The sequence below is a fragment of the Myxococcus sp. NMCA1 genome (assembly GCF_026810205.1).
Lineage (GTDB): Bacteria > Myxococcota > Myxococcia > Myxococcales > Myxococcaceae > Myxococcus > Myxococcus xanthus_A.
The window spans coordinates 4,106,253-4,122,471 of the sequence record NZ_CP113950.1; the positions used below are offsets into that span (position 1 = coordinate 4,106,253).

Consider the following 16,219-nt stretch of genomic DNA (forward strand, 5'->3'; position numbering starts at 1 on the left):
GAGCGGCGCTTGCTCAGGCCCGCTGGTAGCGGAGGTACAGCGCGCCAGACTGGAAGGTGCGGGTTTCTTTCAGTCGCAGCGGGACGAGGTGATCGAGCTGCGGGAAGTATGGCTTGCCTCCGCCCACGAGAACCGGAGAGAGGACCAGCCGGTACTCGTCGAGCAGCCCCAATCGCGCGAACGCCGATGCGAGGCCCGGGCCGCTGACCGCCAGGTCTCCGTGATGCTCCTGCTTCAGCCTCGCCACCTCGGCGGCGATGTCGCCCCGGACCAGCAGACAGTTCTCGCTGACCTTTTCGAGCGTGGTGGAGAACACGACCTTGGGCTTGCTCTTCCAGATGCGCGCGAACTCCGCCATGAAGCCCGAGGCCGACGGTTCCGTGTCGACGGTCTGCCAGACCGACATCACCTCATACATGCGCCGGCCGTACAGGAACGCGCTGAAGTCCTGGGCCTGTTGGTTGAAAAACTGATGCAGCTCCTCGTCCGGCCGGCCCCACGCGAACGACCCGTCAGGGCCTTCGATGAATCCGTCCAGCGAGAGGTTCATCAGATAGACGATGTGACCCATGATACCCGCTCCTTCTTGGTTCATCTGGAGCCCAATCATTAGCATGTTTTCACCTGGCAATTGTGTGCGAATACTGCCGATGACGTCCACACGCAGGTGTTCCTTAGTGAACTGGCTGCCGTTGTCGTATCGGACGCTCAGCTCCCTCGCCACGCCCCGACCGTACGCACCGAAGCGAGCCTTGACGCGCTCATGACGCAGCGACCGAACTGTGGATGGGCACACCGGGAAGGGCGCCGCCAAGTTCCGAGGCGAGGGCGACGAAATTGACCAACTTCGTGATGTCCGAGGGGACCTACCTGTCCACCATCCCAGTTCGCGGGATGGAGGGTGGGAATCTCCTTGAGCCTGTCGATGACCCACGCGTGTGGCACGGCGTCGAGGCTGTTCCAGATGTTCCGGTTCCAGGCGTATTGGGGGTGGGGCAGGAGCAGGCTGACCGGCGGCCGGGAGCACGTAGACGTGGCCCCAGTCCCCGGTGCTGAATGGCCCGCCTGATGGATTGAACAGGGCCAGTGCGAGCGTCGGCGCTAGCGTCGCCCAGGCAGTGGCCACTGAAGATGAGCGTCTTTGAACCTGTCGCGCTCAGCGATCGTAGAAATTCCACCAAGGTTTGCTGGGTCGTCAGCTTGTCGGTCATGCCCAGCAGCTTGTTGTTGATGCTGTTGTCCTTGTTATTCTTGTCATGGTCGGAAGACGCGTTTGTTCCCGCGATGTTCTGGACGTCCGACAGGGCCAGGAAGGTGGTGAGCTTGGTTTGCGGTGTCTGGGCCAGCGTCTTGGTTTCGCCTGGCGTGTCGCCGACACCGATGGACTCCCAGGCGAGGAGGAAGGCCTTCTGACAGAGATTGAGGGGAAGGATGGTGGATGACATAGGAGCCCTCTGCGCCGTTGTGGGACCCACTCAGGGATACTGAGTGTGGGATGGGCCTCCAGGGCTTTGGCCCGGGTGCCCACTCGCCGGAAGTGCAGGGGAGGTGTCAGCCCTCTGCTTTGACGTGTCTGTTCTCTCAACGATTTCTATTGCTTCATCGGAAAGCGGGATCGCCCGTGAGGAGTTGGCCGTTGATGCGTCGTCTTGGCGCGCGCCTGCCTATGATGTTCCCGGGCCGAGGCAATCGCGACGCCCGTCAGGCGTACTTGATGCAGGCCATTGCCATGGAGTGCTCCCATGTTCCGCCGCCCGTTGCCGTTCGTACTGCTCGTCCTTCTGCCCGCGATGGCTTCCGCCGCCGCATCTCCAGAAGCGGAGCGCTGGTGGGGTCACGTTCGCGTGCTCGCGGATGACGCGCTGGAGGGGCGGGAGACGGGCAGCGAGGGCTATCGGAAGGCCGCGAGCTACGTGGTGGAGCAGCTCTCGGCGATGGGAATCAAGCCGGGAGCGGGGGAGGGCTACGCTCAGGAGGTGGAACTGGTCTCGCGGCGACTGGTGGATGCGAGCTCGGGGCTGGCCCTCGTGCGGGGTGGCCGGCGCATGCCGCTGGTCATCGGCCGCGATGCCATCATCGCCTCATACCTGGGGGAATCGGGGCAGGTGGATGCCCCGTTGGTGTTCGTGGGGCATGGCCTTTCGATTCCCGAGGCGGGACATGACGACTTCGCGGGGCTGGACCTCCAAGGGAAGGTGGTCGTCATCCTCTACGGCGGGCCCGACCACATCCCCGGTGCGCTCCGGGCCCACCACAGCTCGCTCGAGGAGCGGGTCAAGGTGCTCCGGAAGGCAGGCGTGGTGGGGGTCGTGGTGTTGCGGAATCCGAAGAGCGAGGAGCTGCCCTGGGCGCGCATCGCCACGTCGCGGTTCGAGCCGGCCATGACCTTCGCCGACCCGTCACTGGTCGAGAATCAGGGCCTGAAGGTGAGTGTCGTCTTCAACTCCCGCCACGCTGAGAAGCTGTTCGCTGGCGCGCAGCACTCCTTCAAGGAGGTGCTGGCGATGGCGGATGCGAACCGGCCGCTGCCACACTTCGAGCTGCCCACCCGGCTCGAGGCGCGGGCCGAGTGGAAGGAATCTCCGGTGAAGTCCGCCAACGTCGTGGGCGTGCTGCCCGGCAGTGATGCCACGTTGGCGCAGGAATACGTCGTGCTCACCGCCCACCTGGACCACATCGGCGTCGGGGTGCCGGTGAAGGGCGACGCCATCTACAACGGCGCCATGGACAATGCGACGGGAGTGGCCGCGGTGCTGGAGGTGGCACGGGCCCTCCAGGCACTGAAGCCGAAGCGCTCCGTGCTCTTCCTGCTGGTGACGGGAGAGGAAAAGGGGCTCTTGGGGGCCCGCTACTTCGCGGCGAGCCCGACGGTGCCCCTGTCCTCCATCGTCGCCAACTTCAACATGGACATGTTCCTTCCGTTGTTCCCACTCCGCCACCTCTTGGCCCTGGGGCAGGAGGAGTCCTCCCTGAAGGCGCCGCTCCAGCAGGTGGCCACGGCCCATGGGGTGACGCTGGTCCCGGACCCCGAGCCCGACCGCATGCTGTTCATCCGCAGCGACCAGTACGCCTTCATCCGGAAGGGCGTGCCCGCCCTGTTCTTCAAGTTCGGCCATGCGCCGGGCTCTCCCGAGGAGCGCACGGTGAAGGCCTGGCACACCCGGCACTACCACGCGCCCTCCGATGACCTGCGCCAGCCGATGGACCGGGAGGCGGCGGCGAAGTTCGTTCGGCTGCTCTCGGACCTCACCCTCACCGTGGCCAACACCCCCGAGCGCCCGCGTTGGAACGACAACAGCTTCTTCCGGAGGTTCGCTTCAACGCCGGTGGAGGAGGCTCACCAGCGGATACCGTGAGCGCGGTGAAGCTGCCAGTCTCCAAACCTGCCTCCTTTTGCGATGCGCGGAGTGCGTGCAGAGTTCCGTGAAGCGCTTCTCGCGGAGGCCCAGACGGCCATGTCCATGCTCCAGGTTCCCAGTCTCATGCGCCGACGTTCGGGCGCCATCCTCGTCCTCTCCACCGTCGTGCTGCTCATCGGAGCCGCGCCGGAGAGCGCCCAGGAGCAGGTGCTGGGTTCAGCGGGAAGCGACCCGCGTATCGAGGCCGTGGCGATGCCGTGCAAGAAGGGCCAGCGTGCGCTTCGTGTTCGCCGCGGCGACGCGAAGCGCACGGCGACGCTGTCCGAGCCGTATGATGCACTCACGTGCGACGTGGCGAAGGCCACGGCGCCTGAATGGAACTGGACCGGTGGCGATGAGTCGACCTCCTGGGCCCTCCATCTCCGGGCCGTGGACCTCCAGGGAGGGCCGACGGCGCTTCTCATCACCCACGCGGCCGGCTACGAACATGTGCACCGCCAGCATGCCCTGTTCCTCGCCGACGCGAAGGGCGTGACCCGGGCCTGGGAGGGGGCCGAGGGGCAGGGCCCCACCTCCTCCAGTGTGGAGGTCCAGGACGGCCGGCTCCTCTTCTCACGCACACTCGACATCGGCGTGGGAGATTCGACGGACAGATGGGCCCTCTCCGAGCTGCGCTGGGACGTGGGACGGAAGAAGGTGGTGGAGCGGCCTGCCGAAGCCTGGGCCGTCATCCTCCGTACGGAGGACTCGGTGCCGGCGGCCCGCGCGGCCGAGGCGCAGTTGGAAGCGGACTGCAAGGGCTCGACGCTGCTCACGGTGGACACCAACGACTTCGCGCGGCTCACCCGGGACAAGTGGGTGGTGGCCAGCTTCCTGCCGACACGCCAGGGCGCCGAGGCCGCGCTCAGGCGGCTGCAGCCGTGCGCACCGGACGTGTACCTCAAGCGCGTCCAGTGAGTGCTGCCGCACGCGGTGGAGGGTCTGCTGTCGGATCAGTTGTCCTGCTTCAGGTCCACGTAAAGTTCGGCCCGTCGTTGGCGACCTCTGGCATGGCTCTCCCCATGTCGAGTCCCGGCGTCAGGTGGTGAAAGAGCGGTAGCAAGGCATAGGCGGCACCGCCGTAGTGCGCTCCGTGCGTCTTGAAATGCGTGAGGTTGTAGTCCGCCGCCGCCTCGATGTTGGAGGGGTTGACATGGTGTCCCGGGTTGTAGTGGTTGAGCAGGTTCGTCAGCGCACCTTGCGCGACGTGGGGTGAGTCGACGAAGGCGGCGATCTCCCCGTCGTACTGCATGCTGCGGAAGGACCAGTTGGCGGTGCCACACACCAGCCAGCGGTCATCGAAGACCGCGACCTTGGAGTGAACATAGACGTTGGCCGCGCCACCCGCCCCGAAGCAGGAGTAGAAGTGGAGATCCCCCTCCACCGTGGTGATCTTGTGAAGGGGCACCGTCGTGGTGGGGCTGGCCAGGGTCTGCTTGAACTGGATGCAATCTTGTTCGAGCCACCGGTTCCTCAGTCCGGGGGTCGGACTGTTGGTGTCGAAGCTGTCCACGACGTTCCATGTGGCACACGTCGTGCGGTCGACTTGCTGAGGCGTGCCCGCGTCATCGAGATATCTGACGATCCGGCAGTAGGGCGTCCCAATGGGCTTCAGGAAGCGCAGCACCATGTGCAGCCAGGCACGGCGAGTCATGTACGCCATGGAGCCGCCCTGCATGGGCACGACGATGACGACCTTCAGTTCGTGATTCGCGAGTCTTCGCGCCTCATGGCGGCGATAGACGGCCTGGAGCAGGTCAGGGTCCGCGAAGTGGTAGTTCTCGAAGTAGAGGTAGTCGTTCGCCGCGTTGATTCGCTCGATGACCTTGTCTCGGATGTGGCGGTAGCGGGTCGACCCCACGGAGCGCGTGAGCGCGATGCTCACGCTGCGGTTGTCAGGGTGGCGAGCCTGCCGGGTGGTGTTCTCGTGGATGCTGACGGCCTGCTGCTTCACGGTCGTGCTGGACCAGTAGGCGTAGTTACGCGCCACGACGTCGCCGCCGCTCCCAAAGGCGTTCCACACCCATTGGGTGGCCACGTCGTTGGTCCGTCTCCAGCGCCGCATCCACTCCGCTTCGACGTCATCGGTCACCGGACCCCGGAGGCGCACGGCGGTGTCGTGCCAGGTCTGGGCCCCGCCATGGTCGTGGGGCGCGAAGTAGTGGTTGGAGAGGTTGAGCCCGCCAACCAGGGCCGTGCGCTGCCCCGCGATGGAGACAATCGCGATTTTCTGATGGTTCGCCGCGCCGACGAGGTCCCCCTCGTAGTGTTCCAGGAACATTCGCGCGCGTCCCACCCCGGGGCCCGTGGCGAGGGCGTCGGTGTCGATGCGCCGGATGGCTTCGGCGAAGGACTCGTTTGCCTTCGCGACTTCGTCTGCCATTCCGTTGAACTGCCGCTCATGCCTCGGGGCATGCCAGGCGATGACGTCGACGTCGTGACCCGCCCGCACGATCTTCTCGATGTAGGTCAGCAAGCGATGGGCGGGCTGCTCGAAGCAGGTCGCGTCACCCACCGTCACCGAGGGCTCAATCATCCAGAAGGCCAGGCGAACATACGTGTTCGGGTTCCGCGGAGCCTGCCGGACCTGCTCCAGCATCAACCGGAGCTCACGGAAGTACGCCTCCCCATCCAGGATGAACACCACCTCGTTGTCACCCGACTCGACGGGCGTGGTCATGTAGGTGAAGGCGTTGTTCAATCTCGCGGGACGGGGCTCGTCGGGGTTCCGTACGGAGAGGTTGACCGCACCCGGTTCGTGTCCCGGAAGCCGGACTTCCAGGTGTTGGTCATCGACGAACGTCACCCCGGTGAGCTCGGTGTTGTCCAGGAAGACCCGCGCGCCCGCGGTGAAGTTCTGTCCGGTGAGCGTGACCCACCGGCCACCGACAGGGCCTCGCGCCGGGGCCACCGAGACGAGCCGCGCCGCGTCCCGGTAGGTGTAGAGCCCGGCACCGATGACCGCCGCGGCGCCTGGGTTCGTGACACCGACATTCGAGGCGACCCGCAGCCCTCCCATGCCTGGAGGTGGGCCGAAAGGGGTCCTCGCGGTGATGGTGGTCGGCGACACCACCTGGACGTGGGTCGCGGGCTGCCCGTTGACCGTCACGGCCGCGCCTGCCTGGAAGTGGTCGCCCGTGAGGGTGATGGTGGTGCCGCCATCGAGCGGGCCCTGGCTCGGCTCGACGGCGTGGATGACCGCGAGCCCCTGATAGACGAAGCCACCGGCGACCCGGTTCACCGCCGCGTTGTGGCGCACGGCGATGTCGACCGGGCCGATGCCGGCTCCCACCGGCGTGGTGGCCGCGAGCTCCTGCGCTGAGCGACGGACGAGCGCCGCGGCGGCGAGCCCTCCAAACTCCACCGTCGTCCCATCGGCGAAAGGGCCACCGCGGAGGACCACCACGGTCCCTCCCGCGAGCGGGCCGGCGGCGGGCTCGATGGCGGTGACGGGCGAATAGGAGAAGCCATTCGCGAGGCTGAGCGCACCCGCGAGGTTGTGCACCTGGAGGTCCACCGTCCCCTCGACGTGCGCGGGGGTCGTGGCGACGAGCTCGTTGGCCGAGCGCCAGACCACCCCCGTCGCGGGGACTCCTCCCAGGGTGACGGTCGCGGCCGGGTCGAAGCCGCTCCCTCGGATGACAATGGCCGTTCCTCCCGCGACAGGGCCCCGGCTCGGCTCCACGGCGCTGACGTCCGAGTAGGTGAAGGCGTTGGCGAGCGTGACCCAGGTGCCGCCAGCATTCTGGACTTCGACATCAACCGTCCCCGCCGCGTGCGCGGGCGCGGTGGCCGTGAGGGTGCTCGCGGAGACCCTGACGACATTCGTGGCCGCGACCCCTCCGATGCGGACGTTCACCTCCGCGGCGAAGTGGTTGCCTGTGAGCGTGACGGCTGTCCCGCCGGCCGTCACGCCTCGCGGGGGCTGGACCCCAGCGGCCACCGGGGCGCCAATGGACTTGAAGCGCCGGGGCAAGGTCACCGCGGCTTCGCCCGGGTTCTGGACGACGACATCATGCTCGCCCGCTGGGAGGGCGGGGGCCGTCGCGGTGAGGGTGTTCGCGTTGCCCCAGGTCGTGGGCACGGCGTTGATTCCGCCGATTGTAACGACGGCGCCGTTGGCGAAGCGCTGGCCTTGGACCGTCACGACCGTGCCACCGGCCGCCGGTCCCAGCACGGGCGTGATGGTGGTCACCTCCGCGCCAACGTACGTCAGTCCACCCGCCAGCGTGCCGACGGGGGCGGCCCCCATGGTGACAACCACGTCCGCGGCCCCGGCTGCATGCGCGGGCGTGCGCGCGGTGATTCGCGTGTCGGACTGAACGACGACATGGGTCGCGGGTGTTCCTCCGATGGTGACGGTCGCACCCGCGCCGAAGTACTGCCCCTGAATGGTGATGTCCGTCCCACCTGCCAGCGGCACTTCGCGCGGACTGACCCCCGTGGTCGCCGGTCCACTGAAATGAAAGCCGTTGTCGCACCGTCCCCCCGCGGTGCGCGCCGCGGTGGTCCAGACGTCGACGTGTACCGCACCCACGGCGTTGGGAGGTGTCTGACAGGTCAGCTCGGTGGCGGAGACGATGTTGACGGCGGCCGCGGCAGCGCCGTTGAAGTTGACGACCATGCCGGCGACGAAGCCCCGGCCGGTGACGGTCACCTGGGTGGCGCCCGCGATTGAACCCGCGTCGGGACTGCACTTGCTCACGACCGCGTAGTATTCGAAGGGGTTGGCCCACGGGGCCGACGTTCCGTCGGGGTTGGTCGCCGTGACAGTGACCTGACCTGCCCGCTCCCGCTTGGGCGTTCGCACCCTTATCTGGGTGGGCGGCGTGACCTGGATGACCGTGGCGCTGGTGCCCCCAAAGCTGACCCGGGCCCCCGCCTGGATTTGCGTTCCCGTGAGGGTGAGCTCAACGCCTCCGTCCACGGAGCAGCCGTTGATATCGAGATGGGTGATGGTGATGGGCACGCTTGTTCCCCCGGGCCATGCGTGCACGGCCCATGGCTTGCCGCGCCGTTGCTAGGCGAGGTGTTTTTCTTCGATGGTCGCGCGGGTGCTTGCGTCCGGCTCACCGGTCACCGTGAGCCCCTCATCACGCTGAAAGTCCTGCAGCGCGCGGCGAGTCAAGGCGCCCAACTTCCCCTCATCCTTGGCGCAGGGATAGCCCAGGTTGGTCAGGCGTCCCTGCACTCCAGAGAGTGTGTCGAGCGGGTCGAGATGCGCCGCGCGGAAGATGAACGTCTCGCGTTCGAGATCCTGGCCCAGGGTGACCCTGACCTCGGTGGTGGTCGCTGACACGGACTCCCGCACGAAGCCCTCCCCATCCGTCTTCCCCGTGCGCTCCTCGGTGCCATTCGGGCCGTCAATGGCTATCAGATAGGACGCTCCGCTTCGGGGCCGGTCCTGCCGGTCCAGGAAGCGGATGCGCAGTTGCTCGGACGCATCCTTGCGGCGGATGCGATAGGCGTTCGAGGGCTCCACGTCCCGCAGCGCGAGCTGTCGCGGAGGAAGGATGACGGTGTCCCCCGGCAGGAGGATGTTCTTGTTCTTCCGCCGGCTCTTGAGGTCGCGGTTGTCCGGCAGGTCCCAGACCGTGTCCGCGTGGAGCCCATGCTGGTGGGCGAGCGTCGAGAGGCACTCGCCTTGCTGGATGACGTGAGAGGTGGGGCCCGTCCGTGCCACGGGGCGCGGCGCCGTCCAGGCGGCTTCGTCGCGGCAGGCGGCCCGCTCCGCTGACAGGGGCTCACTGCCGAGAATCTCCCAGCGGTCCTGGTCCAATTCGAGGAGCCCGAGCTGATACGTCCCCGGCGCGAGGCCCTGGAAGCGCAGCGTCCCCGCCACATCGGTCCTGGCGGACAGGGCTTCGGTGGGGCTCTTGCGCAGCTCGATGAGGATGTCGTCGAGCGGCTTTCCCTCCATGTCGACGACCGTGGCCTCCAGGGTCTGCAGCGCCGCTTTCATGCAGGGCAAGATGACGTCGCCCCCGGAGGAGATGGACGCGGCGGCGGCCTTCGCGGCCTTCAGCTGGGTGAGCTTCGCCTCGCTCGAATCCTGGGGGCTGGGAGGGGGCTCTGTCGGGCCACACTTGCTGAAGTACGCCCGCTCCGGGTCGAAGACCGCCGAGGGCTTGAAGACGATGTCATGCGCCATGGGGGGCCCTCCGCCGCGTTACGCTGCGATGCCGAATGCCATGCGTGCCTTTGCGTTGCGCGCGGACGTCTCCAGCCGCCGCTGGAAGCGGGTCTCGACCCTGTTCATCCGCTCATCGGGTTCAAAGGTCGTGTCGGAGAGGGCCTCCGCCACCCAAGGCTCGTCCTGGTCGAAAGCCCAGCCAAAGAGGGCCGCGAGCCCGATGAAACGCGTCTGCAGCTCGCTACTGGCGAGTCCGTAACCGCGGGCGCGGGTCAGCCCCTTCCGGAGCTCCTGTCGCAGCGAGTCCCCGGAGAGGTCCTTGACCTCCTCCGGAAAGTGGGTGTGCAGGTGCACCACCAGCTCTTCGACGAAGTGCGTCTCCCTGACGTCGCGCAGTGCTTCGACCTGGGCGTCACGGATGCGCACTTCACTCTCCCGGAATTGCTTGATTTGAACGCTAACTGACAGTGAAGTCGAGTTCAAGCACGTTACGGGTTGACCGCCTCCGAGGCCACCGGGAGGCGCCTGCTTTCAAGGCCCGGGGGCGCGCGGATGCGGCGTGAAGGTCATGCATCAAGTCACCGCATGGCGACGGTTCCACATGACGTGCTCCTGCTCGATGAGCTGCACGGCGCGCCACGCCACGTCAACCGTCGGCCTACACCGTGGCCGCGCGTGGGGTGAAGCTGTGCAGCCCAGTTCGCTCGGCACGTCAGTCCAGGCAACTGCATCTCTGACACGGGGGGCACCAAGCCGTCGCTCAGCACCTCCGGGGTGAATTTGACGCGGCCTTGACGCGGCACCATCCCCACTCGGATTCGACTAGAATCCCGCCCCTTATGGAGCGGACCGGCGCAGCGGCAGTCATCATCGGCAACGAGGTCTTGACGGCGAAGGTCCATGACCTGAACGGGCCGCACCTCATCAAGCGCCTGCGCGAGGTGGGCATCCCGCTGCACTCGGTGGAGACGGTCCTCGACGACGTGGACGCCATCGTGGACGCCGTGGCCCGGGCCCGGCGCAAGGCGCGCTACGTCTTCACCAGCGGCGGCATCGGCCCCACCCATGACGACGTCACCGTGCGCGCGGTGGCCCTGGCCATGGGACGGAAGGTGGTTCGGCTGCAGGAGATGCTGGACCTCATCATGTCCCGTGCCACCGAGGAGCGGCCGGTGACGGCGGAAGGACTGCGGCTCGCCGATGCCCCGGAGGGCGCCGTGCTGCTTCCCCAGGCAGACATGTGGTTCCCCGTGCTCACGGTGGAGGACATCTTCCTGCTGCCCGGTGTGCCGCAGTTGTTCCGGATGCAGTTGGAGACGGTGCTCGCGCGGCTGAGCGGGTCGCCCGTGGCCGTGAGCTGCCTCTACCTCCGGTTGGGCGAAAGCGACATCGCCGCCGTGCTGGACCGGGTGGCGCTCGACATGCCGCACGTGGCCATCGGCTCCTACCCGGAGTTCGACACGGACAAGGACTACCGGGTGAAGGTGACGGTGGAGTCCGCCCAGCGCGGGCCCGTGGATGACGCCCTGTCGCGCATCCTCACGGGCCTGCCGGAAGGCGCGGTGGTGCGGCGGGAGTAGGGCTCCCGCCGCGTTCCGAACGCGCCTACAGCCCCAGTCCCAACCGCTGGCGCAGCCGGAAGAAGTCGTCCGTGAAGGCCCACGCCAGAATCGTGCGCAGGCGCTCGCCTTCGCGCACGGCCTGGATCATGGGCTCGGGCGTATCCAGCCGGGCACCCGCGAAGTTCGGGTCCTCGCGCAGCACCATGCCCAGGCCCACCGCCACGTCGCCGCACATCAGCAGGCCCGCGCGGTCCGCCGAGTAGTCGATGGCCTCCAGCCAGGGCGCCAGGTCCACCTTCTGCGCGTCGCCCAGCGACATCGCCGGAATCTCCAGCGCCTTGAGCGCCTTGCGCGGGAAGGCCCGCTTGAGCTGCTTCACCGACTCGTCGTTGCGCCGGCCCAGCGCGCTGAACTGCGGCGCGTGCAGGCGGACGGCGCTGCCGAAGAGGTCCGCCGTTTCGCCCTGTGACAGCTTCTCCAGCACCGCGGTCTTGTTGAGCAGCCCCAGCGCCGCGCGGCCCAGGAGGAACTTCTGCTCGCGCGCGTTGAAGCGCCGCACCACGTCCTGGCCAATGCACACCGACATGGGCTCCGTGGTCTCCAGCACCGTCAGTCCGCGTCGCGCCTGGTAGGCCTCGAAGCTCTCCACGCCGAAGACCTGCGCCACGGCGCGGATGGCCTTGTACACGGCCGAGTCCGGCTTGAGCCGGTCCGCCTTCGGATTGACGCCCACGATTTCGAAGTTGGGCGGGTACACCTTCTCCAGGTGCTCGCCCATCGCGCGCAGCACCTCGAGCAGCGGGCCCCGGGCCCCCGGGTGCATCAGCACCGAGTCCACGTCCGTCTGCGTGAGCGCCTCGCGCGCCTCCTGCGCCAGCCTCGTGCGGGCCTCCATGTAGAAGGCCAGCTCCACCTCGTTGGCGGAGCGCAGGAAGTGCAGCGCCGCCGCCGCGCAGAACGCCTTGTCGAGCTGCTTCAGGCCCTCCCAGAGCTTGAACAGCGCGTGCAGGCTGTCCACCCGCGTCGGGTCCTGCCGGAGAATCTGCCGGTGCTCCTCGATGGCCATCGGCACCGATGACGAGTCCCGCGCGTACAACTCCGCGAGCACCGCGCGGGCCTGGAGGTTCGTGCCATCACCATCCACCACCTGCCGGTACAGCGCGGTGGCGCGAGCGGGCTCGGACAGCGGACCCGCGTACAGGTCCGCGGCCCGCATCCGCAGCGTCGCGGCGCGCTTGGGCTCCACGGCCAACTGGCCCGCGGCCTGGGCCTCCAGCAACTGCGCCAGCTCCGGCAGATTGCGAGCGCGCTCGTAGAGGACCACCAGCCGGTCCACCAGGGCGGGGTTGCCCGGAGACAGCTCCAGCGCGCGGCGGTAGAGCGGGGTGGCCGCGCCCGCGTCGCCCAGCCCTTCGTCATACGTACGCGCCAGTTCCAGCGTGAAGCGGGCCCGCGGCTCCGGCGGCAGCTCCTGCTGGAGCAGCTTGTGCAGGCAGTCCACCGCGCCCGCCCAGTTGCGCGCCTGCGTGTGAAGTCCGGCCAGGCGCTCCAGCGCCTCCAGGTGACGGGGCAGGGTGGCCAGCACCGTCTGGTAGTGCGCCGCGGCCCGGCTCGGGTCATTGAGGTGCGACGCGTACAGGTTCCCCAGCGTCATGTGGAACTGCGCCAGGACGCGTGGGTCGCCACCCAGTTGCACGCGCTGGCTCAGCATGGCCGCGGCCTCGGGGTACTGCTGCGCCTCCAGCAACAGCGCGCCACGCAGCTCCAGCGCCTCCGGGTGCCCCGGCTGCGCGGACAGTGCCTTCTCCAGCAGGGCCAGCGCCCGCGCGCGGTCATTCAGCGTGGTGTGGTGCAGCCGCGCCGCGCTGACGAACGCCGTGGCCGCCGCCAGTCCGTCCCGCTGCGCCAGCTTCGCCTCGGCGCGCCGCTCCTGCAGGGCCGCCAGGTCCGCGGAGCCACCGCGCTGCGCCAGCAGCTCCTCCAGGCCAGCCTGTGCGCCCGCGTGCAGCGGATCCTTCTCCAGCGCCTGCCGGTACAGCGCCGTGGCGCCGTCCGCGTCATTCAGCCGGCCCACGGCCAGCTTCGCCGCGCCGATGAACGCCTCAATGGCGCCACGCGGATCGCGCGACACTCGGGCCTCGGCCTCCAGCGCGGCGCGGGCTCCCGCGAAGTCGCCCCGCTTCAAGGCCACGCGGCGAGCTCCCTGAATCGCGGGCAGGCACTGCGACTGGAGCTCCAGGGCCTGCCGGTACAGCGCCGCCGCCCGCTCCAAGTCGTTGAAGCGCGTGTCCGCCAGCTCGGCGGTGCGCAGCAGCATCTCCAGGGCCTCTTCGGCGTCCTGCGCGGACGCGAGCCGCATGGTGTACAGGCGCGCCAGTCCCGCGGCGTCACCCGCCTGTCGCAGGCCGCGCTCCAGCACGAAGGCCAGCCGCGCATCGCCCGGGTCGGCCTCGAATGCGCGCTTGTAGGCCTCCAGCGTGCCCTCGGCAGGGCTGCGGTCCAGGTCCACCGCGGCGGACAGGCGGAGGGCCGTGGCCAGCCGCGGGTCATTCACACGGTCGGCGATGCGCTGGCGCAGCTCGGCGCGGCGCGGCCGGTCCGAGGCGCGGATGCGCTCCAGCAGCGTGAGGGCGGTGAGGTTGCCGGCGTCCAGCGCCAGCACGGCCTCGCAGCACTGGGCCGCGCGTGAGGGCTCCTGGAAGCGGTCCAGGTACAGCCGCGCCAGCTTCAGGTACGCCGTCACCTTGGCCGCGGACGTGCTGCCCACCTGCGTCTCGCGGTCCAGGATGCCGACCAGCTCCTTCACGTTGTCTTGCGCCAGGTACAGCCGCTCCAGCGCGCGAAGCGTGGCGGCATGGGCCGGCGTCAGGCGCAGCACCTCTTGATACGTGTCGATGGCCAGCTCGGGCCGAAGGAGCTGCTCCTCCCAGATGGCCGCCGCCTGATACAGGGCGTTGGCGCGCTCCAGCGGGTCGGTGCGGTTGGCGGCCTCGGCGCGCAGCACTTCCACCAGGCTCTCCCACGCGGCCTGCGCGCGGTAGATGCGGGCCAGCGCGCGCAGCGCCGGGAAGTAGCTGGGCGCCAGCATCAGCGCCTCGTTGTACGAAGCGATGGCCTCGTTGTCCTGGTTCAGCCGCTGCTCGTACAACTCGCCAATCTTGTAGATGAGCGCGGCGGCCTGCTCGGTGGAGGCGGAGCTCTCCGACTCCGCCCGGTACATGTCCACCAGCTTCTCCCACCGGCCATCCTGCGCGTACAGCCGGCCCAGCGCCTTGAGCGCGGGGAGGTAGGACGGGGACAGCGCCAGCACGCGCTCATACGCGGAGATGGCGCCCGCGCGGTCCTTGAGGTTCTCGTCGAGAATCTCCGCGTTGCGGTGCAGCAGCGACAGCACCTGCTTGGTGTCACCCGCGAGCGACGCCTCCAGGTCGTGCGTCTCCAGCAGCTCGCGGAAGCGGCTGGCCCGCTCGTGGAGCCGCGCGAGGTTGCGGATGGTGGGCAGGTGGTCGGACGCCAGGTCGAGGATGCGCTTCATGCACTCGATGGCGTGGTCCAGGTCGCCCAGGCGGTCCTCGTACACCACCGCCATCTTGTTCAACGTAATGATGAGCTGATCCCGGTCGCTCGTCTGGAGCAGGTCCTGCTCGTACATCGCCACCAGCTCCGCGAAGCGGCCCTGGCGCTCGTAGAGGCGCGTGAGGGCCTTCTGCGCGGGGAGGTAGCCCGGCTGCAACTGGAGGCAGGCGTTGTAGCGGGAGATGGCGTCCTCCTGCCGTCCCAGCCGCTCCTCCAGGATTTCGGCCGCCTTGTACATGCGCGCGGCCTTCTGCTTCGCGTCCTCGGCGGCGGCGACCTCCGCGTCGAAGACGGCGACCAGCCGCTCCCAGTCCTGCATGCGGTAGTAGAGCTTGCCCAGGCCCGCCAGCGCGGCCGCGTGGCCGGGGATGCGGGCGACGATGGCCTGATACCGCGCCGCCGCGTCCGACTCGCGCTTGAGGACCTCCTCGTACAGCGCCGCCAGCCGGAGGTTGGTGGCCACCAGCTCGCTCTCGTCGTTGAGCGAGCCCACGCGCGCCAGCAGCACGTCCGACAGCTCCTCGAAGCGGCCTTGCGTCTCGTAGATGCCGGCCAGCTCGCTCAGCACCAGCGGTTCGTTGGGGGACACCTGCCGCGCGGCGAGCAGCGCGGCCAGCGCGTCGTCCTTGCGGTCGTTGCGTTCGTAGACCTTGGCGATCTGCAGATACGCGGGCGCCGCCTGCGCGCCCAACGCGGCCGCCTCCGCACCCAGCGCGGCGAGCAGCTCATCCACGCGCCCCTCGCGCTCGGCCAGCCGCTTCATGGCCGCCAGGAGCTGGAGGTCCGACCGGTCCAGCGCGAAGGCCTCGCGGAACAGGGCCGCGGCGCCTTCCTTCTGCTTCAGCCGCTCTTCCAGCAGCAGGCCCGCGGCGGTGAGGTAGTGCGCGCGCAGCGAAGGCTGCTGCACGGTGGCGGCGATCAGCCGGTACACCTCCACCAGCGCGGGCGCGTCATTGCGCGCGGCGTAGACGGACTCGAGCTGGGTGAGGACGACGACGTCCGTGGGCCGGCGCTCCAGGCACTGCTTCAGGCACGCGGCGGACTCCTCGTCCCGCGACAGGCGCTCCTGGAGGATAATGCCCTTCTCGAAGAGCAGCGCGGCCTGGTGGCGCGCGTCGTCGGTGGCCGCCAGCTCCGCGTCCATCAACTGGAGCACCATCTGCCAGTTGCCCACGTCCGCGAAGAGCCGGCGGGCGGCGCGGATGTTGACGAGGTAGCGCGGCGCCAGCTTGTACGCGTTCTGGAACGCCACCGCGGCGTTGCGCGGATTCTTGAGCGGCTCCTCCCAGAGCAGGCCCACCTCGTGGAAGAGCAGCGCCGCCGTGTGGGGCTCCGTGGTGCTGAGGGCCTTGGCCTCGCGCTCCAGGGATGCGATGCGCTCTCGCGCTTCATCCTCGGCGCGGGTGTTGGCGGCAGCCGCGGGTGCGGTGGGCGCGGCCTGGGCCTGCGTCTCCGTGACCGGAGCGTTCGGGCTCGCGGGCGCGCCAGACACAGGCAGGGGGGCCACGGGAACAGTGGTCCTCGGGACGTCGTTGCGCTCGCTCATGGAA

General features: G+C 68.6%; 9 protein-coding genes. 3 read left to right on the forward strand and 6 right to left on the reverse strand.

Annotation, left to right across the window (positions count from 1 at the left end; translation table 11 throughout):
- Positions 1-13: 13 nt before the first annotated feature.
- A complete protein-coding gene (locus OZ403_RS17690) occupies positions 14-571 on the reverse strand; it encodes a dihydrofolate reductase family protein (protein ID WP_174260050.1) in 558 nt (185 codons plus the stop codon).
- A 295-nt stretch (positions 572-866) separates the two neighbouring features.
- On the reverse strand, positions 867-1,445 hold the full coding sequence (locus tag OZ403_RS17695; protein ID WP_237080397.1) for a hypothetical protein: 579 nt from the start codon (positions 1,443-1,445) through the stop codon (positions 867-869).
- Positions 1,446-1,742: 297 nt separating this feature from the next.
- Between OZ403_RS17695 and OZ403_RS17700 the strand changes: the two genes are divergently transcribed.
- A complete protein-coding gene (locus OZ403_RS17700) occupies positions 1,743-3,356 on the forward strand; it encodes a M20/M25/M40 family metallo-hydrolase (protein ID WP_268784657.1) in 1,614 nt (537 codons plus the stop codon).
- A 126-nt stretch (positions 3,357-3,482) separates the two neighbouring features.
- Entirely contained in the window at positions 3,483-4,316 is an 834-nt protein-coding gene (locus tag OZ403_RS17705) for a hypothetical protein (protein ID WP_268784658.1), read from the forward strand.
- A 49-nt stretch (positions 4,317-4,365) separates the two neighbouring features.
- On the opposite strand, the gene OZ403_RS17710 is transcribed toward OZ403_RS17705, so the two are convergent.
- The 3 genes from OZ403_RS17710 to OZ403_RS17720 are packed head-to-tail and all read right to left on the reverse strand — an operon-like array spanning position 4,366 to position 9,957.
- Positions 4,366-8,367 (reverse strand): IPT/TIG domain-containing protein, encoded by a 4,002-nt coding sequence (locus OZ403_RS17710; protein ID WP_268784659.1) that lies wholly within the window; start codon positions 8,365-8,367, stop codon positions 4,366-4,368.
- Positions 8,368-8,418: 51 nt separating this feature from the next.
- The gene (locus tag OZ403_RS17715; RefSeq protein ID WP_268784660.1) at positions 8,419-9,549 is read right to left on the reverse strand and encodes a peptidoglycan-binding protein; all 1,131 of its coding nucleotides are present in this window, start codon (positions 9,547-9,549) and stop codon (positions 8,419-8,421) included.
- Between the two features lie 18 nt (positions 9,550-9,567).
- A complete protein-coding gene (locus tag OZ403_RS17720; RefSeq protein WP_268784661.1) occupies positions 9,568-9,957 on the reverse strand; it encodes a hypothetical protein in 390 nt (129 codons plus the stop codon).
- Positions 9,958-10,370: 413 nt separating this feature from the next.
- Here OZ403_RS17720 and OZ403_RS17725 point away from each other — a divergent pair, with 413 nt between their 5' ends.
- Positions 10,371-11,111 (forward strand): competence/damage-inducible protein A, encoded by a 741-nt coding sequence (locus OZ403_RS17725; protein ID WP_140798386.1) that lies wholly within the window; start codon positions 10,371-10,373, stop codon positions 11,109-11,111.
- Positions 11,112-11,136: 25 nt separating this feature from the next.
- Here the strand turns inward: OZ403_RS17725 and OZ403_RS17730 are convergent, their stop codons facing one another.
- Positions 11,137-16,215, reverse strand: coding sequence for an Adventurous gliding motility protein K (locus tag OZ403_RS17730; RefSeq protein ID WP_268784662.1), 5,079 nt, complete (start codon positions 16,213-16,215; stop codon positions 11,137-11,139).
- Between the last annotated feature and the right edge of the window lie 4 nt (positions 16,216-16,219).

Coding starts and splice junctions, on each gene's coding strand:
- OZ403_RS17705 (WP_268784658.1), top strand. CDS start 3,483: ATGCGCCGACGTTCGGGCGCCATCCTCGTCCTCTCCACCGTCGTGCTG.
- OZ403_RS17690 (WP_174260050.1), bottom strand. CDS start 571: ATGGGTCACATCGTCTATCTGATGAACCTCTCGCTGGACGGATTCATC.
- OZ403_RS17730 (WP_268784662.1), bottom strand. CDS start 16,215: ATGAGCGAGCGCAACGACGTCCCGAGGACCACTGTTCCCGTGGCCCCC.
- OZ403_RS17715 (WP_268784660.1), bottom strand. CDS start 9,549: ATGGCGCATGACATCGTCTTCAAGCCCTCGGCGGTCTTCGACCCGGAG.
- OZ403_RS17700 (WP_268784657.1), top strand. CDS start 1,743: ATGTTCCGCCGCCCGTTGCCGTTCGTACTGCTCGTCCTTCTGCCCGCG.
- OZ403_RS17725 (WP_140798386.1), top strand. CDS start 10,371: ATGGAGCGGACCGGCGCAGCGGCAGTCATCATCGGCAACGAGGTCTTG.
- OZ403_RS17695 (WP_237080397.1), bottom strand. CDS start 1,445: ATGTCATCCACCATCCTTCCCCTCAATCTCTGTCAGAAGGCCTTCCTC.